This window comes from Terrihabitans soli (genome assembly GCF_014191545.1).
Lineage (GTDB): Bacteria > Pseudomonadota > Alphaproteobacteria > Rhizobiales > Methylopilaceae > Flaviflagellibacter > Flaviflagellibacter soli.
In genome coordinates, this window is record NZ_AP023361.1 from 1,592,546 (window position 1) to 1,607,715 (window position 15,170).

The window sequence follows — 15,170 nt, forward strand, 5'->3', positions numbered from 1 at the left end:
TATCGGTATGCACGTCTCCGAATTCGATTTCGATCTTCCGGAGGAGCGCATTGCGCTCCGGCCGGTCGAGCCGCGCGATGCAGCGAAACTGCTTGTCGTGCAGCCGGAGGGCGATCCGGAGTTTCAGGACAAGGCCGTGCGCGACCTTGCGGATTTTCTGCGGCCCGGCGATGCACTCGTCGTCAACGATACGCGCGTGATACCCGCCCAGCTTTTCGGTGTGCGCACCGGACGCGGCGAGGCCGAGCCGAAGATCGAGGCGACGCTGCACAAGCGTATCGACTCGCAGACCTGGCTGGCCTTCGCAAAGCCCGGCAAGAAGCTCGATGTGGGTGACGGCATCCGCTTCGGCGGAACCGGCGAGACATGTCTTCTCGGCGAACTGAACGCGCGCGTTCTGGAAAAGCACGAGGGAGGAGAAATCGCTCTCGGCTTCGAGCTTTCCGGAGCGTCTCTCGATGAGGCGATCGCGGCGCAGGGCGCCATGCCGCTGCCGCCCTATATCGCCGGCCGCCGTCCGGCCGACGACAAAGACCGCTCCGATTACCAGACACTGTTTGCCAGACGCGAAGGCGCCGTCGCCGCGCCGACGGCGGGCCTGCATTTCACCGACACGCTGACGGCAAAGCTTGCGGCACGCGGCGTGACGCTGCATCGCCTCACTCTGCATGTCGGCGCCGGAACCTTCCTGCCGATGAAAGCGGAGGATACGCGCGATCATAAAATGCACGCTGAATGGGGCGAGGTGTCGAAAGAGACCGCCGACGCGCTGAACCGCACGCGCGCCGCGGGCGGCCGTATTGTTGCTGTGGGCACGACGGCGCTGCGCCTCCTGGAAACTGCGGCAGGCGATGACCGCGTGATCCGCCCTTGGGTTGGCGAGACCGATATTTTCATTACGCCTGGCTACCGTTTCAAAGCCGTCGATGCGCTGATGACCAATTTCCATCTGCCGAAATCGACCCTGTTCATGCTGGTCTGCGCCTTCTGCGGGCTCGACCGTATGAAGCGGGCCTATGCACATGCCATTGCTTCGCGCTATCGCTTCTATTCCTACGGCGATGCTTCTTTGCTGTTTCCCGAGCCGAAATGACCGGATTCTCCTTCACCGTTCACGCAACTGACGGTACGGCCCGCGCCGGAACCATCCGCACGGCCCATGGCGAAGTGGCAACGCCTGCTTTCATGGCGGTCGGCACGGCGGCGACGGTAAAGGCCATGCAGATGCGCGATGTGCGCGAGACCGGCACGGATGTCGTTCTCGGCAATACCTACCATCTGATGCTGCGGCCGACGGCCGAGCGCGTCGCGGAGATGGGTGGGCTTCATAAATTCATGAACTGGCCGCACACGATCCTCACCGATAGCGGTGGGTTTCAGGTTATGTCGCTGGCGAAGCTGCGCAAGGTGACGGAGGAGGGTGTGGCCTTCCAATCTCACATCGACGGCTCCAAGCACATGCTGACGCCCGAGCGCAGCATGGAGATCCAGAGCGTCCTCGGCTCCGACATTCATATGCAGTTCGACGAATGCGTCGAACTGCCGAACACGCGCGAGGAAATCGACCGCGCGATGCGTCTGTCATTACGATGGGCGGAACGTTCGAAATCCGCTTTCCGTGGCGGACCGGGTCAAGCGCCGTTCGCCATCGTTCAGGGCGGCGATCAGATCGATCTGCGCCAGGCCTCTGCGCGCGAACTCGTTGCGATGGATTTTCCGGGTTATGCCGTCGGCGGACTTGCCGTGGGCGAGCCGCAGGAGGTGATGCTGCGCGTGCTCGATGAGACGGTGCCCGTGCTTCCCGCGGCAAAGCCGCGTTATCTGATGGGTGTCGGTACGCCGGACGATCTGTTGCAGTCGCTGTCGCGCGGCATCGACATGTTCGATTGCGTCATGCCGACGCGCGCCGGCCGACACGGCCAGGCCTATACGCGCTTTGGGCGTCTGAACCTTAAAAATGCCCGGCATGCGACCGATCCCGCGCCGCTCGACCCCGAAAGCCGGTGTCCGGCCGCACGCGATTATTCGCGCGCCTATCTGCACCATCTCGTCCGCAGCGAGGAAATCCTCGGCATGACGCTGCTGACCTGGGCCAATCTTGCCTATTATCAGGACCTCATGGCCGGGGCCCGCGCCGCGATCGGGGCCGGCAAGCTCGGAGACTATATCGCCGAGACCAAAGCCGGTTGGGCGAGGGGCGAAGAGGCATAAGCCGGCCCTTCACCACGCTAATCACACCCCTTCAAAAATCAGGCAATTTCATACCTTTCAGCGGGATTCTGGCCCGGGAAATGCTATGATAGGTACGCATGAATTACGTCCGCTCCGAGCAGCCTCTCGACCTCGCATCCGCCAAGGAAGAGAGGCCCAAGACCCGCGCCGAACTCATCAAGGAAGAACTGGCCGACGCCATCGTCCGCGGCGCGATCGGGCCTGGCGTTGCGCTCGATGAGATGGGTTTGGCAAAGCGTTTCGGGGTCTCGCGCACACCGATCCGCGAGGCGATCCGTCAGCTCGAGGCCATCGGCTTTGCCGAAGCGCGGCCGCGCCGCGGCGCCGTCGTTGCGCATATCACTCAGGCACGGCTGAACGAAATGTTCGCCGTCATGGCCGAACTCGAAGCGATGTGCTCATCCTTCTCCGCACTGAAAATGCCGGCCGAAGAGAAAGCCGCGCTGCGCTCACTGCATGAGCAATGCGCCGAGTTTGCCGAAGCGGGCAAACTCGAAGGCTATATGGATCTGAACTTCCAGTTTCACGAAGCGATCTATCGCGGCACGCACAACTCCTATCTGACCGAGCTCACGCTGAGCGTACGCCAGCGTCTTGCCCCGTTCCGGCGCGCACAGTTTTCCGGTTTCGACCGCCTCAAACTGTCGGTCGTCGAACATGGCCGCGTCGTCGAAGCGATCGAGCGCGGCGATGCGGACGGCGCAGCGGAAGCGATGCGCCAGCACCTTCAGATCGTGCGCGACAGCGTCGACGAGGTGAAGGGCTGAAAACCCCGGCAGCTGAGCCGCCGGGGTTCTTCGTGTGAGCGGGACGGAGAGAACCGCTCAGTTGACGGCTTTCAGATCCAATCCTTCATGTGCCTTGTCGACGATCTCGTTCGTCAAGAGAGCATCGAGCTCGACCGGTCCCTTGAGCGGCTTCTGCTCTTCGGCGCCGAGCTGCATGAAGTCCATATAGTTCTTCCAGCGCGCGGGCAGGATGGTGCCGTGCTTCGCAACATCGTCCGGCGCGGTGTAGTACTTCAGAACAAGCTGCCAGAAGGGTTCCGCGACGGGGTTTTCGCCGAGCGTTGCGGCCGCCCACTTTGTCTTCATCAGCTTGAAGGCTTCATCGGGATTGGCTTTGGCCCAGGCCCAGCCTTTGAGCGTGCCGCGCACGAGCTTCTTCAGCGTTTCGGGCTTTTCCTTCAGCGTTTCGGCGCGGACGGCGAGACCATCGCCCGGGAAGGTGGCAACTTCCGGCGGCGTAATGACACGGATCGGAATGCCCTGCGCCGGGATCAGGAGAATATCGCGCTTGGCGCCGGCATAGGCCTGGATGCGGCCTTCCTCAAAGGAGCGGATTGTGGTCGGATCGCCTTCGCCGGCGACGACCATTTTCACTTCCGAGCCTTCTTTGACGCCCGCAACCGATAGCGAGGCGCGCGTCATGGTGACTTCACCACCGGCGAGATCGGACAGGCCGAGCGTCTTGCCCTTGAGATCCTTGACCGATTTGATTTCGCTCTTTTCCGGCACGACGATATCGAACGTGTCCGGATAATAGACCTGCATGATCACTTTAAGCGGAAAGCCCGCATATTGCGTCTGCATCAGCGCGGCGGCCGAGACGATCGCAAATTCGGCATTGCCGGCGGCGAGCTGACGCGCGCCATCGGAGGAGCCTTTCGAGAACTTGATGTCGACCTCAAGGCCCTCGTCTTTGTAATAGCCCTTTTCCATCGCAATGAAGAAAGGGAAGAGCTGAGCCGTCGGTCCGCCCTGGGCGGTGACGCCGGTGATCTTTTCGAGCGCGAAAGCGGGCATGGCCGCCATAACGATCGAACTCGACGCCGCAAGAGCGAGCGCGGTTCTCCGCGTGATACCTGTCATTGTCATTTTGTAGTCTCCCAGCCTGTATTGACGGAATTGGTGCGCTTACATCCCCGACCAGAATATTATTTTTTTCTCCAGCTTCTCGATCAGCTGATAGACGACCAGCGTGAACAGCGAGAGCAGGATGATCAAAACGAACACGCCGCTGATATCGAGTTGGAAATTGAAGGCGTAGATCAGATAGCCGATGCCGGCGGAGGCGCCGACGAACTCGCCGACGACGACGCCGAGCACGGCGAGCGTCCAGCAGAGTTTGACGCCGGCCATCATGGTCGGCAGGGCGTTCGGCAGAAGAAGGTAGCGGAAGGTCTGCCAGCGCGAGGCGGTCAGCGAGCGCATCAGCTTGACGGCATTCGGCTCGACCGATGAAAGACCCGTCAGCGTGTTGAGGAACATCGGAAAGAAGCTCATCACCACGGCCATGGCGATCTTCGACGCCTGATCGAAACCGAACCAGGTGATGAAAATCGGCGCGAGCAGAATTTTCGGCGGCGCCTGCAATGCGACGAGATAGGGATAGATCGTCGCGCGCACGCTATCGAACATCGCAACGCCGACGCCGAAGATCACGCCGCTCGCAAGGCCGAGCGCAAAGCCGATGCCGATTTCCATCAGCGTGACATTGGTGTTCGGCCAGAAATAACTGGCGTTGACGACGCGGAAGAAGGCGGTGGCCACTTCGCCCGGCGGCGGAATGATCAGCCGGTGGATGAGACCGAGATAAGACATCAGCCACCAGGTGAACAGGACGAACAGGCCAAAACCCGTCGCGAGCAGCCGGTTGATCAAGCGTTTGCGCGCCGCGCGCTTTTTCGCAAGTTCGATATGCCGCTCGATCGTATTGCCGATACGGACCTCCGATGAGGCGGCGAGAGAAGCGTCATAGGCAATGGTCATGGCTGTCTCCTCAGTCCACGCCCAGCATGTGGCGGATGTCGAATACGATTTCGGAGTAGCGAGGCTCGCGCATGATCTCCGTCGTGCGCGGACGCGGCAGATCGACCTCCACGACACCGGCAAGGCGTCCGGGCCGCGGCGTCATGACAAAGATGCGGTCGGACAGAAAAACCGCTTCGCCGATATTGTGGGTGACGAAGACGACGGTCTTCTTCGTTGCCGACCAGATGCGCAGGAGTTCGAGATTCATCGTCTCGCGCGTGAACTCATCGAGTGCTCCGAACGGCTCGTCCATCAGAAGAACGTCCGGATCGTGAGCGAGGAGGCGCGCCAGCGCCACGCGCTGGCGCATGCCGCCGGACAACTCGTTCGGATAGCGCTCTTCAAAACCGCCAAGGCCGACAAGCTGGATCAGTTCGGCGCAGCGTTCGGCCTGCGCCTTCTTATCGAGATTGAGAATGGTGCCGGGCAGGCGGACATTTTCCGTGACGGTGCGCCAGGGAAAGAGAACCGCGGTCTGCAGCATGAAGCCGATATCGGGGCGCGGTTTGAAGAGATCCTCACCGTTCAGCGTCAGCGTGCCTTCGGAGCGCTCCTCGAGCCCACCCATGAGGCTGAGCAGGGTGCTCTTGCCGCAGCCCGACGGCCCGACCAGCGAGACGAATTCGCCTTCGCGGATCGTGAAGGACACATCGTCCAAAGCTACGAGCGGCCCGGTGCTCGTGGCGTAGACCTTTGTAAGATGGCGTCCTTCGATCAGATGTTCGCCGGTCGCAGCGGCCGCTGATTTCTCAAGTACCCCAACCATTTCCCCGCCTAATAATCTTGCACGCACGATTGCATGCAATTCAATGCAGCAAGTGTGCCAGAGCAGGAACTCTTAGATTCTCTAGGGATTTCTTATTTTTAGAGCGCACGGGGCTGCGCAAGCTTTATGCGCTTTGCTGCCTAGAGCGTGCATTTGGGAGGCGAATGGTGAGCCGGGAGGGAATCGAACCCTCGACCACATGATTAAAAGTCACGTGCTCTACCCCTGAGCTACCGGCCCCCAGGCGAAGGCCGGAACCTATTGGCGGCGTCCCCCCCGGTCAAGGCGAGACGGGCCTTTAGTCCCGGGCCAGAAGGCGGTTTCCCGCCGCACCCGAACGCTCCGGCTGTTCGATCAGCCAGCGCTTAAGATTCGGTTTTCGGGGCGTCCCATCGTGCGCACGGCAGCCACAACGTGTGTGCATGCAGTTTCCACACGCGAATCAACTTGGCTCCTTCATCCTGACGGCTGAATTGGAGGAGTGTTTCGATGCTCGACCGTCATGAGAAGATCCAGACGCGCGCTTACGCGTTGTGGGAGAAGATGGGGTATCCGCACGGCGCCGATTGGGACCATTGGCTCGAGGCTGAAAAACTGGTCGATAGCGAACTTCTGAAGGGGTTCAAGCCGAAAAAGGCTCCGGCAAAGCCGAAGGCCAAGAAGTCCGGCAAGGCCGCCTGATTTTTCCTGCTTGAATTAAAGGTCCTCATTCGCGAGTTTCGGCGCGGGAGAGGACAAAATTAAATGCTGGACGCGCTGATCATCGGCGCCGGCCCTGCCGGTGCGTCCTGCGCTTTGTGGCTGGCCAAGCTCGGCCTCAGTCCCATGCTGGTCGATGCGGGCACGGCGCCCGGCGGCCTTCTCCACGACAGCCCCTATAGAAATGATTGGATCGTCACCCAGCCCGGCGTGACTGGCCCCGATCTTGCCGAAGGCATCGGCCTTGCGCTGGCGGCGACGGGCGTTCCGATGATGCTCGGAAGTTTTGCGCGCAGCGCCATCAAAAGCAGCGGAGGCTTTGAAGTCTCGTTCGAACTGCCCGACGGGGCACCGCGCATGCTGGCGACCCGCAATATTGTGATCGCGACCGGCGTCAAGCCGCGCAGCGGCGGTTTCGAGCGTTCGGAAAGCCTGCTCATCGGCCCGGGTGCGCATATCGCCAAACAGGAGTTCAAGGGACGCCGCGTCGCCATTCTCGGGGGTGGCGACAATGCGTTCGAGAACTATGAATTCGTCAAACGCGCCGGCGCTTCCGCCGTGCACATTTATGCGCGCACCGTGCGGGCAGGGCATGTTTTTACGGAACGCGCAGCGCCTGGCGATGTGCGGATCGGCGCTTATGTCGTCGATCCCGTGTCCATACAGGTCGATGACGAGAGCTATGATCTTCTGCTTGTGATGTACGGGTGGGAGCCGGTGCCGGTCTTCGCCGCACAGTTGAATCTCCAGCGCGACGCCAAAGGCTATATTTCGGTTGCCTTCGACACCTGCGAAACCTCATTGCCCGGCGTCTATGCGATCGGGGAAGTGACGGCCCGCAGCCATCCCAGCGTCGTCACCGCCATGGCCGACGGGATCACGGCCGCCAAGGCCATCCAGCGGGCCGTAGAGCGGGGCTGAGAGGGCCGGAAAGGCGATGAGCCATGTCATTTATGACAGGGCGAAAACCATCGCCCTGCACGCAGGGCGGGGTCTGCCGGGATTCAGTAGATAAGACAGCAGCTTATCGGCGGCCTTATCCCTTCGTCGCCGCGGCCCTCCACAGCTTATCCACAGCCGTCCCCAGCCGGGCCGTCGAAAGGCGGCAAATAGGCGGGCCACATCAGGGGTTTAGGGTGCCTGCCTGGGGCAAAAACCCCGGCTTTTCTAATAGTCTTGAGAGCAGAAAAGGAGTGTCATCCAGGCGTCATGCAGGACCCCTAGAGGTGACCCCGCGGAACGGAATACGCCGTCCGCTAAAGCCCGGTTCGCCCGAGATGCGGCGAACGTCAGCGACAGGGAGAATACCCCGTGAAATTCGCCACCCTCGCGAGCGCCAGCGCTCTCGTTCTTTCCACCGTCCTCGCCGTCTCCGGCGCTGAGGCGCGTGACCAAATCCGCATCGTCGGCTCCTCGACGGTGTATCCCTTTACGACCGCCGTTGCCGAACAGCTCGGCAAGACCGGCATCAAGACCCCGGTCGTCGAATCGACTGGCACGGGCGGCGGCATGAAGCTGTTCTGCGCCGGCGTCGGCGTCGACCATCCGGATGCGTCGAACGCGTCGCGCCGCATCAAGAAGGGCGAGTTCGAGGATTGCCAGAAGAACGGCGTCACCGACATCGTCGAACTGAAGATCGGCTTCGACGGCATCGTCATCGCCAACGCCAAGAGCGGCCCGGCCTTCAAGGTCACCAAGGAACAGCTGTTCAAGGCTCTGGCCCGCGAAGTTCCGGGCGCCGACGGCAAGCTCGTCGCCAACCCGAACAAGTCCTGGAAGGACGTCGATGCGTCGCTCCCGGCTGAAAAGATCGAAGTTCTCGGCCCGCCGCCGACTTCCGGCACGCGCGATGCGTTCCTTGAGCTGGTGATGGAATCGGGCGCCGAGAAGCTCCCGGGCATGGCCGACCTGAAGAAGGCCGATGCGAAGGCCTTTGAAAAGGTCTGGAAGTCGATCCGTGAAGACGGCGCCTATATCGACGCCGGCGAGAACGACAACCTGATCGTCCAGAAGCTCGAAGCCAATCCGGCTGCGGTCGGCATCTTCGGCTACTCGTTCCTCGAAGAGAACACCTCGAAGATCAAGGGCGCGTCCGTCAATGGCGGCGAACCCACCTACGAGAACATCGCCACCGGCAAATACGCCGTCTCCCGTCCGCTCTTCGTCTATGTGAAGAAGCAGCACGTGGGCGTCGTCCCGGGCGTCGACAAGTTCGTCGAAGAGTACGTCTCCGACAAGGCGATCGGCGAAGACGGCTACCTCTCGGCCAAGGGCCTCGTTCCGCTCCCGGCGGAAGAGCGTGCCAAGGTCGCGGAAGCTGCCAAGTCGCTGAAGACCCTCGGCGCGGAAGCGTTCTGAGATTAGGATTGAGTATCGCGCGGCGGGCAAAAGCCCGCCGCGTGTCCTTACAAGGTAAACGGGCTGGGGCCGGACGCTCGGATGGCGTGGATATATCTTCTTGTAGCGGCAGCTCTGGCTGCGCTCGGTTTCTACGCAGGACGCGCTCGCGCCTATAAGTTCCGCGCGGATGGCGCAGCGGTCCATTCGTTGCCCGGCTATCACGGCTACTATGTGGCTCTCGCCATCATAATCCCGATGGCGGCTCTCTTCATTCTCTGGTCGGTCGTCGAACCGAAACTGCTTGAGACGCAGGCGCTGAACGCGCTGCCCCAGGCGTTCCAGCCGGTCGACGAACTGGCGCGCGCAACGCGCCTTCGCGAAATTCAGAACGTTGCCGCCGGACAGACCTTCAGCGAGATCGCGCCGGAAGTGCGCGCGGTCGGCGAAGGCTATGCTCATAGCCTGCTGCTCTCGCATTGGGCCAAGCTCGTCGTTGGCATCGCTCTTGGCTTCCTCGGTTATCTCTGGGCAATGCGCCGCCTGACGCCGCTGTTCCGCGCGCGCAATACGGTCGAGAAGATCGTCAAGATCGTCCTTCTTTCCTGCTCGATCGTCGCCGTCATTACGACGCTCGGCATCGTGTTCTCGGTTCTGTTCGAGACCATGCGCTTCTTTGCGCGCTCGCCCTGGTGGGATTTCCTCTTCGGCCTGCACTGGAGTCCGCAGACGGCGATGCGCGCCGATCAGGTCGGCTCCTCCGGCGCATTCGGCGCGGTGCCGCTCTTTGTCGGCACGACGCTGATCATGTTCATCGCCATGCTGGTCGCCGCTCCCATCGGCCTGTTCTCGGCGATCTATATGGCCGAATACGCATCGCCGCGCGTGCGCTCGATCGCAAAGCCGGTGCTCGAAGTTCTGGCCGGCGTTCCGACCGTCGTGTTCGGCTTCTTCGCAGCGCTCACCGTCGCCCCTGTCATCCGGCGTCTCGGCGAAAGCGCCGGCATCGATGTCGCCTCCGAGAGCGCGCTTGCCGCGGGCCTTGTGATGGGCGTCATGATCATTCCCTTCGTCTCCTCGCTCTCCGACGACGTCATCAACGCCGTGCCGCAGTCGCTGCGCGACGGCTCCTACGGGATGGGCGCGACGAAATCCGAAACCATCAAGAAAGTGGTTCTGCCGGCAGCTCTGCCCGGCATCGTTTCGGCCATGATGCTCGCCGTCAGCCGCGCCGTCGGTGAGACCATGATCGTCGTCATGGCCGCGGGCCTTGCTGCGAACCTCACCTTCAATCCGCTCGAAGCCGTCACCACCGTCACCGTGCAGATCAAGACGCTGCTCACGGGCGACCAGGAATTCGACAGCGCCAAGACGCTCTCGGCTTTCGCGCTGGGCTTTGTTCTCTTCTTCTTCACCCTGGCGATGAACTACGTCGCCCTCCAGGTCGTACGCCGGTATCGCGAACAATATGACTGATATCGTATCGACGGGCACACGCCCGCATGACGTCACCTCGCCGGAAGCGCGCGCCCGTGTCCGCAAGCGCTACCGCGCCGAAGCTCGCTTCCGCTTCTACGGCATCGCGGCGATCGGTTTTGCGGCGATCTTCCTGGTCTGCCTGATCGGCGATGTCGTCACGCGCGCCATCCCGGCGTTCACGACGAGCTATGTCAGCCTCGAAGTGCAGGTCGATCCGGCGCAGGTCGATCCCAAGGGCGACAAATCTCCCGCCTCGCTGATAAGCGGCAATTACGACGCGCCGGTGCGCAACGCGCTCGCAACGCTTCTGCCGGGCGCCAATGACCGCGTGTCGCGCCGCCAGCTCGCCAATCTCGTCTCGTCGAACGGCACGATCGATTTCCGCGATCAGATCCTGCGCGATCCCGATCTCGTCGGCAAAACCGTGCGCACGGATGTGCTGCTCGGCGACGACGCCGATCTCTTCATCAAAGGCCATATGACCGATGTTACCGAGACATCGGGGCAGGGCCAGATCACGCCGAGCGGCACGGAAGGCACGATCACGCTGACGGGTGCGCCTGCATTGTCTGCAGCAGCCTTCACTTCGGCCGATCCTTCGACCTTCATCCGCATCAATGGCGGCTGGGTAAAGATCATCGGCGCTGCGAACGGCCAGCTCACCGGCGACGTCTTCATGCCGCTCGCCAATACGAATGCGGGCGACTGGAAGCTCGTGACGCTCGAAACGCCCGAAGGCAGCCGCCGCGTCACCGACCGCGAAATCGTCTGGCTTCAGTCGCTGAAAGAGCAGGGGCTGATCGAGCGCTCGTTCAACTGGCACTTCTTCACCTCCGGCGACAGCCGCGAAGCCGAGCTCGCCGGCATTCTCGGCGCGCTGACGGGCTCGCTCTTCACCATGCTGATCACGCTCGTCATCTGCCTTCCGGCAGGTGTCGCCGCCGCGATCTATCTCGAAGAGTTCGCGCCGAAAAACAAATGGACCGACCTCATCGAGGTCAACATCAACAATCTCGCCGCCGTCCCGTCGATCATCTTCGGTCTGCTCGGCCTGGCTGTATTCCTCAATTTCTTCGGCCTGCCGCGCTCGACGCCTTTGGTCGGCGGCCTTGTGCTGGCGCTCCTCGTCCTGCCGACGATCATCATCGCCAGCCGCGCCGCGCTCGGCGCGGTGCCGCCGTCGATCCGCGAAGGCGCGCTCGGCGTAGGCGCCTCGCATCAGCAGGCGATCTTCCATCACGTTCTGCCGCTGGCCATGCCCGGCATTCTCACCGGCACAATCATCGGCATGGCGCATGCGCTCGGCGAAACCGCGCCGCTGCTGCTCATCGGCATGGTGGCGTTCATCGTCGACGTGCCGACAAGCCCGATGGATGCCGCGACCGCTTTGCCGGTTCAGATTTTCCTGTGGTCGGACCTGCCGGAAGCCGCCTTCAAGGCGAAGACTGCGGCCGCCATCATCGTACTGCTCATGTTCCTGTTCGTCATGAACGGGCTTGCCATCTTCCTTCGCCGGCGGTTTGAACGCCGGTGGTAAACAATAACGGTGACGTCATGGACCTTTCCGTCAAGCCGACTGCAGCGCCCAGCATCCCCGGCGTCAATCAGGCGAAGACCAAGATCACGGCCGATCGGGTCAACGTCTATTACGGCGAAAAGCACGCGCTGAAGGACGTCTCGATCGAGATCCCGGAACGCGCGGTGATGGCCTTTATCGGCCCCTCCGGCTGCGGGAAGTCGACCTTCCTGCGCTGCATCAACCGCATGAACGACACGATCTCGATTGCCAAGATCCAGGGCCGTATCGATATCGACGGCCATGACATCTACGATCCCTCGCTCGACGTCGTGCAGCTGCGCGCCCGCGTCGGCATGGTGTTCCAGAAGCCCAACCCGTTCCCGAAATCGATCTTCGAAAACGTCGCCTATGGCCCGCGCATTCACGGCCTTGCCAATGACAAGACCGATCTCGAAGAGATCGTCGTCTCCTCGCTGCGCAAAGCCGGCCTTTTCGAAGAGGTGAAGGACCGGCTGCTCGACAGCGGCACGGGTCTGTCCGGCGGCCAGCAGCAGCGTCTGTGCATTGCCCGCGCCATCGCGGTCAGCCCGGAAATCATCCTGATGGACGAGCCGTGCTCGGCGCTAGACCCGATCGCCTCGGCCAAGATCGAGGAACTGATTGCGGATCTGCGCCAGAACTTCACGATCGTCATCGTGACCCATTCCATGCAGCAGGCGGCCCGCGTCTCGCAGCGCACGGCCTTCTTCCATCTCGGCGTCCTCGTCGAGGAAGGCCCGACCGACGAGATCTTTACCAAGCCGCGCGAGCAGCGCACCCAGGACTACATCACCGGCCGTTTCGGCTGAGTTTTCAGGGCCTCCTTCCTGCGGGAAGGGGCCCGTTTTGCCCCTTATGGGCGCTTATGCTATGGCGCAGCCATGAAAGCGCCAGTGACCGACGTCGTAAGGGACATGCTTGTCCCGCCGGGCGGGGAGAAGAAGGTTCTCCTCCATTCCTGCTGCGCGCCCTGTTCGGGCGAGGTCATGGAGGCGATGCTCGCTTCCGGCATCGATTACACGATCTTCTTCTACAATCCGAACATCCATCCCGAGCGCGAATATCTCCTGCGCAAGGACGAGAATGTCCGCTTTGCCGAAAAGCACAACGTGCCCTTCGTCGACGCCGATTACGACAAGGACAATTGGTACGCCCGCGCCAAGGGCATGGAATGGGAGCCGGAGCGCGGCGTGCGCTGCACCATGTGCTTCGACATGCGCTTCGAGCGAACTGCTCTATATGCCCACGAACACGGCTTTCCGGTCATGACGTCCTCGCTCGGCATTTCGCGCTGGAAGGACATGAACCAGATCAATGGCAGCGGCGTGCGCGCGGCCGCCAAATATGAAGGCCTGACCTACTGGGAATATAACTGGCGCAAAGGCGGCGGCTCCTCACGCATGATCGAGATCTCGAAGCGCGAACAATTCTACCAGCAGGAATATTGCGGCTGCGTCTATTCGCTGCGCGATACCAATGTCTCACGCCGAGAGCGCGGCAAGACGCCGATCGAACTCGGCAAGATGTATTACGGGAAGAACGAGGCCGAGTAGGCCCGTTAGCCGAGAAACTCCAAGACTTCTTTGGTGAACGCCTCGGGCGCCTCGACATTGATGATGTGCGAGCCCTTGAGGATCACGCCGCGCGCATCCGGCACGCGGTTGACGATGATGCCGGCCTCGGCCGGCGTCGTGCCCTGATCGTCGGCGCCGACGATCACCAGAGTCTTCGCCTTGATCGTCTTGACCGTCTCGCGCTGGTCCATATCGCGCATGGCGGCGGCGCACCCCGAAAAGCCTTCGACCGTGGTTTGCAGAAACTGCTCGCGGATGAACGCGACTTTATCTTGCTGGCCCTTGATGAAGTCGGCGGTGAACCAGCGCTGCATGGTCGGCGCGGCAAGCACCTCGATGCCCTTGTCCTGCGCCGTCTTGATGCGGCCGTTCCAGAGTTCCGGCGGCGGCATGAAGGTCGCGGCGCTGCACACCACGAGTTTCACGATGCAGTCGGGATGGTTCGTGGCGAGCCACAAGCCCGTCATGCCGCCCATGGAAAGCCCGCACCAATGCACCTTTGAAGCGCCCGCCGCATCCATGATGGCGAGCGCGTCATTTCCAAGATCGTCGAGCGAATAAGGGCCAGGCGGAGAAGACGACTGGCCGTGCCCGCGCCGGTCATAGCGCAGCACGCGGAATTTCTTGGAGAATGCCGCGAGCTGCGGCTCCCACATTTTATGCGTGGTGCCCAGCGAGTTCGACAGCATCAGGACCGGAGCGCTCTCCGGTCCGTCGAGCGTGTAAAAAAGTTTGACGCCATCGCGTTCCGCAAAAGCCATGTGTCTACCTGATCTCGGTCGTGAAGGTGGAGATGTCGGGCACACTCTTGATGAGGCCGCGCTCCTTCATGAAGTCGCCGAAGTTTTCATAGCGCGTCTTGTCGAGCGAAGCGGGCGTCTTTGCAAAACGCGGCAAAGTCTGCGCCCAGGCGGTCTTGTTCAATTCGTCGTCGAGCTTCGGATAGGCCTTGATGAAAGCGCCCCAGCTATCGTCCGGATGATTGATGAGGAAGATCGTCGCCTCCTGAATGGCGGCGAGGAACTTCTTGATCTTCGGATCTTTCACGCGGTCGTTCTTCGCCACATAGATCAGTTCATCGTAAAGCGGCACGCCATGCTCTTCCGGGAAGAAGGCGAGGCCCTTGCCGCCGGCCAGTTTGATCTGCGTCAGCTCGAAATTGCGAAAGGCGCCGATCACGGCATCGACCTGTTTCGACATCAGCGCCGGCGTTAGCGCGAAATTGACGTTGATCATTTCGACATCGCTGGCCTTGAGGCCGTTGTTCTCGAGCATCATGCCCAGCAGCGCATCCTCGAAACCGGAAATCGAATAGCCGATCTTTTTGCCCTTCAGATCCTTCAGCGATGTGATCGAACCGCCTTCGAGCGCGACGAGGCAGTTCAGCGGCGTATCGACCACGCCGCCGATGCGCGTCAGCGGCAAGCCTTCCTGAATCTGCAGATAGAGGTTCGGCTGGTAGGTGACGGCGATATCGCCCTGGCCGGCGGCGACAAGCTTCGGCGGCAGGTTCGGATCGGCCGGCTCGACGAGCTCGACCTCAAGGCCGTGCTTGGCGAAGAAGCCTTTCTCTTTGGCAACGATGAGCGGCGCATGGTCGGGATTGACGAACCAGTCGAGCAGAACCGTCATCTTGTCGGCGGCAGCGGCGGGCGTCAGCGTAAGGGCCATAGCGAAAAGCGCGGCGGCGAAGCGGATCATCGGCACTCTCT

15 protein-coding genes and 1 tRNA gene are annotated in these 15,170 nt (G+C 61.8%); 10 read left to right on the top strand and 6 right to left on the bottom strand.

Features of this window, described 5'->3' with window-relative positions; all coding sequences use genetic code 11:
• Positions 1-7: 7 nt before the first annotated feature.
• The 3 genes from queA (at position 8) to IZ6_RS08315 (ending at position 2,999) form a co-directional block, all read left to right on the top strand.
• Complete coding sequence (queA, locus tag IZ6_RS08305) at positions 8-1,093, top strand: tRNA preQ1(34) S-adenosylmethionine ribosyltransferase-isomerase QueA (RefSeq protein ID WP_222874604.1); 1,086 nt, start codon at positions 8-10, stop codon at positions 1,091-1,093.
• On the top strand, positions 1,090-2,211 hold the full coding sequence (gene tgt / locus IZ6_RS08310; protein WP_222874605.1) for a tRNA guanosine(34) transglycosylase Tgt: 1,122 nt from the start codon (positions 1,090-1,092) through the stop codon (positions 2,209-2,211). The genes queA and tgt overlap by 4 nt, the downstream gene beginning before the upstream one ends.
• Before the next feature lie 98 nt (positions 2,212-2,309).
• Complete coding sequence (locus IZ6_RS08315; protein ID WP_222874606.1) at positions 2,310-2,999, top strand: GntR family transcriptional regulator; 690 nt, start codon at positions 2,310-2,312, stop codon at positions 2,997-2,999.
• A 57-nt stretch (positions 3,000-3,056) separates the two neighbouring features.
• Here IZ6_RS08315 and IZ6_RS08320 read toward each other — a convergent pair whose 3' ends face one another.
• The 4 genes from IZ6_RS08320 to IZ6_RS08335 form a co-directional block, all read right to left on the bottom strand.
• On the bottom strand, positions 3,057-4,109 hold the full coding sequence (locus IZ6_RS08320; protein ID WP_222874607.1) for an ABC transporter substrate-binding protein: 1,053 nt from the start codon (positions 4,107-4,109) through the stop codon (positions 3,057-3,059).
• Between the two features lie 39 nt (positions 4,110-4,148).
• Entirely contained in the window at positions 4,149-5,003 is an 855-nt protein-coding gene (locus IZ6_RS08325; protein WP_222874608.1) for an ABC transporter permease, read from the bottom strand.
• A gap of 10 nt (positions 5,004-5,013) precedes the next feature.
• Positions 5,014-5,811 (bottom strand): ABC transporter ATP-binding protein, encoded by a 798-nt coding sequence (locus IZ6_RS08330; protein ID WP_222874609.1) that lies wholly within the window; start codon positions 5,809-5,811, stop codon positions 5,014-5,016.
• A 165-nt stretch (positions 5,812-5,976) separates the two neighbouring features.
• A tRNA-Lys gene (locus tag IZ6_RS08335) sits at positions 5,977-6,051 on the bottom strand.
• Between the two features lie 249 nt (positions 6,052-6,300).
• On the opposite strand from IZ6_RS08335, the gene IZ6_RS08340 reads away from it, so the two are divergent.
• From IZ6_RS08340 to IZ6_RS08370, 7 genes are all read left to right on the top strand, one after another.
• Complete coding sequence (locus IZ6_RS08340) at positions 6,301-6,492, top strand: DUF2934 domain-containing protein (RefSeq protein WP_222874610.1); 192 nt, start codon at positions 6,301-6,303, stop codon at positions 6,490-6,492.
• A gap of 63 nt (positions 6,493-6,555) precedes the next feature.
• Positions 6,556-7,431 carry an NAD(P)/FAD-dependent oxidoreductase gene (locus IZ6_RS08345; RefSeq protein ID WP_222874611.1) on the top strand — a complete coding sequence of 292 codons (876 nt, stop codon included), beginning with the start codon at positions 6,556-6,558 and terminating at the stop codon, positions 7,429-7,431.
• A gap of 390 nt (positions 7,432-7,821) precedes the next feature.
• Positions 7,822-8,868, top strand: coding sequence for a PstS family phosphate ABC transporter substrate-binding protein (locus tag IZ6_RS08350; protein ID WP_222874612.1), 1,047 nt, complete (start codon positions 7,822-7,824; stop codon positions 8,866-8,868).
• An 81-nt stretch (positions 8,869-8,949) separates the two neighbouring features.
• Entirely contained in the window at positions 8,950-10,323 is a 1,374-nt protein-coding gene (gene pstC, locus IZ6_RS08355) for a phosphate ABC transporter permease subunit PstC (protein ID WP_222874613.1), read from the top strand.
• On the top strand, positions 10,316-11,863 hold the full coding sequence (gene pstA, locus IZ6_RS08360; protein WP_222874614.1) for a phosphate ABC transporter permease PstA: 1,548 nt from the start codon (positions 10,316-10,318) through the stop codon (positions 11,861-11,863). The genes pstC and pstA overlap by 8 nt, the downstream gene beginning before the upstream one ends.
• Positions 11,864-11,880: 17 nt before the next feature.
• Positions 11,881-12,693, top strand: coding sequence for a phosphate ABC transporter ATP-binding protein PstB (pstB, locus tag IZ6_RS08365; protein WP_222874615.1), 813 nt, complete (start codon positions 11,881-11,883; stop codon positions 12,691-12,693).
• 84 nt (positions 12,694-12,777) lie between these two features.
• Complete coding sequence (locus IZ6_RS08370; RefSeq protein WP_222874616.1) at positions 12,778-13,437, top strand: epoxyqueuosine reductase QueH; 660 nt, start codon at positions 12,778-12,780, stop codon at positions 13,435-13,437.
• Positions 13,438-13,442: 5 nt separating this feature from the next.
• Here IZ6_RS08370 and pcaD read toward each other — a convergent pair whose 3' ends face one another.
• Both pcaD and IZ6_RS08380 read right to left on the bottom strand, forming a co-directional pair.
• A complete protein-coding gene (gene pcaD / locus IZ6_RS08375; protein WP_222874617.1) occupies positions 13,443-14,219 on the bottom strand; it encodes a 3-oxoadipate enol-lactonase in 777 nt (258 codons plus the stop codon).
• Between the two features lie 4 nt (positions 14,220-14,223).
• Positions 14,224-15,159, bottom strand: coding sequence for an ABC transporter substrate-binding protein (locus IZ6_RS08380; protein WP_222874618.1), 936 nt, complete (start codon positions 15,157-15,159; stop codon positions 14,224-14,226).
• Positions 15,160-15,170 lie beyond the last annotated feature (11 nt).

Excerpts from the sequence above, each read along its gene's own strand:
- queA (WP_222874604.1), top strand. The coding sequence starts at position 8 with ATGCACGTCTCCGAATTCGATTTCGATCTTCCGGAGGAGCGCATTGCG.
- tgt (WP_222874605.1), top strand. The coding sequence starts at position 1,090 with ATGACCGGATTCTCCTTCACCGTTCACGCAACTGACGGTACGGCCCGC.
- IZ6_RS08315 (WP_222874606.1), top strand. The coding sequence starts at position 2,310 with ATGAATTACGTCCGCTCCGAGCAGCCTCTCGACCTCGCATCCGCCAAG.
- IZ6_RS08320 (WP_222874607.1), bottom strand. The coding sequence starts at position 4,109 with ATGACAATGACAGGTATCACGCGGAGAACCGCGCTCGCTCTTGCGGCG.
- IZ6_RS08325 (WP_222874608.1), bottom strand. The coding sequence starts at position 5,003 with ATGACCATTGCCTATGACGCTTCTCTCGCCGCCTCATCGGAGGTCCGT.
- IZ6_RS08330 (WP_222874609.1), bottom strand. The coding sequence starts at position 5,811 with ATGGTTGGGGTACTTGAGAAATCAGCGGCCGCTGCGACCGGCGAACAT.
- IZ6_RS08340 (WP_222874610.1), top strand. The coding sequence starts at position 6,301 with ATGCTCGACCGTCATGAGAAGATCCAGACGCGCGCTTACGCGTTGTGG.
- IZ6_RS08345 (WP_222874611.1), top strand. The coding sequence starts at position 6,556 with ATGCTGGACGCGCTGATCATCGGCGCCGGCCCTGCCGGTGCGTCCTGC.
- pstC (WP_222874613.1), top strand. The coding sequence starts at position 8,950 with ATGGCGTGGATATATCTTCTTGTAGCGGCAGCTCTGGCTGCGCTCGGT.
- pstA (WP_222874614.1), top strand. The coding sequence starts at position 10,316 with ATGACTGATATCGTATCGACGGGCACACGCCCGCATGACGTCACCTCG.
- pstB (WP_222874615.1), top strand. The coding sequence starts at position 11,881 with ATGGACCTTTCCGTCAAGCCGACTGCAGCGCCCAGCATCCCCGGCGTC.
- pcaD (WP_222874617.1), bottom strand. The coding sequence starts at position 14,219 with ATGGCTTTTGCGGAACGCGATGGCGTCAAACTTTTTTACACGCTCGAC.
- IZ6_RS08380 (WP_222874618.1), bottom strand. The coding sequence starts at position 15,159 with ATGATCCGCTTCGCCGCCGCGCTTTTCGCTATGGCCCTTACGCTGACG.